Origin of the sequence: Bartonella sp. AP58NXGY (assembly GCF_042195785.1) — a bacterium.
Taxonomy (GTDB): Bacteria; Pseudomonadota; Alphaproteobacteria; order Rhizobiales; family Rhizobiaceae; genus Bartonella.
The window spans coordinates 701-948 of the sequence record NZ_JBHIOY010000133.1; the positions used below are offsets into that span (position 1 = coordinate 701).

1 protein-coding gene is annotated in these 248 nt (G+C 37.5%); it reads right to left on the bottom strand.

Annotated elements, in window-relative coordinates; translation table 11 throughout:
- On the bottom strand, positions 1-248 hold a 248-nt coding region (gene yidC / locus ACFINC_RS09975; RefSeq protein ID WP_375617110.1), incomplete at both ends, for a membrane protein insertase YidC.

Below are 248 nucleotides of genomic sequence, written 5' to 3' on the forward strand. Positions count from 1 at the left end.
ATTATAGATTAAAGTGATGGGTGTTGAAGGGGTTAGAGTTGTATTGTTTCCCTCTATTTGCCACTGTGTATTGGATTGAGGTAAAGCTTTTGCTGGCAAAGATGCACTTGCAAAACCAAATTCAGCCAAGTAGGTCGTTTTGAATCCTTTAGGATTCAGCAAATCGATTTCCGGTGATTTTTTATCGACGGTTACACGATATTTCTTAAGGTGAAGATCATCAAATTGTGCACCAACAAGATTAATAG